This window comes from Mesorhizobium sp. M7A.F.Ca.CA.004.04.2.1 (assembly GCF_004022825.1).
Classification (GTDB): Bacteria; Pseudomonadota; Alphaproteobacteria; order Rhizobiales; family Rhizobiaceae; genus Mesorhizobium.
The window spans coordinates 1-626 of sequence record NZ_RZPH01001664.1; the positions used below are offsets into that span (position 1 = coordinate 1).

Annotated in this window: 1 protein-coding gene; it reads right to left on the reverse strand. The window is 62.0% G+C overall.

Going from position 1 to position 626, the window contains the following annotated elements; genetic code table 11:
* Positions 1-288: 288 nt before the first annotated feature.
* On the reverse strand, positions 289-626 hold a 338-nt coding region (locus EN893_RS36840), incomplete at its 5' end, for an Rrf2 family transcriptional regulator (RefSeq protein ID WP_164901540.1).

Sequence of the window (626 nt, forward strand, 5' to 3'; positions counted from 1 at the left end):
TGCAGGGTGGGCGGAAGCGCTCGAACAATTCGGCATCCCGAGGGGCCACAGCGGACCTGCCGAAGAAATGTACGAGGCCGTGAATGCAGGATGGATGGACCTCGGTGTGGCGGGTACGGAGCATGTAGCGGGTACGACGTCCGCACGCGCTGTATTCGAGGCTGCGTCAAATGTGAACGGGTAGGCCAAACTGTATGGGGTTCTCCTGTGATTTCGGGTGTTTGCAACCCGGGATTTGGAGAACTCCCTCCTTCATCTGTCTGAGCGCGGTCAGCTTGCAGTGGGTGGTTATATCTGCGACGTCAGCTCAACCGGAAAATCGTCATTGTCGGCGTCGCGCATGGCGGCAAGGCTGCGATTGTCCAGCACTTCGGCGATCGCCTGCCGCACCTCCAGCATCATGTGGCGGACCTGGCAGGTCGCCTCGTCGCAATCCTCGCAGCGCTGATACTGCGTGCGGCTGGCGCAAGGGATCGGCGCCAGCGGCCCATCCAGCACGCGCACGACATGGCCGATCTTGATTTCGGAGGCCGGCCGGGCGAGGCGATAGCCGCCTTCCTTGCCTTTGCGGCTCTGGACGAAGCCGGCGTTGCGCAACTCGCCCAGAATGGCATCGAGGAATTTCT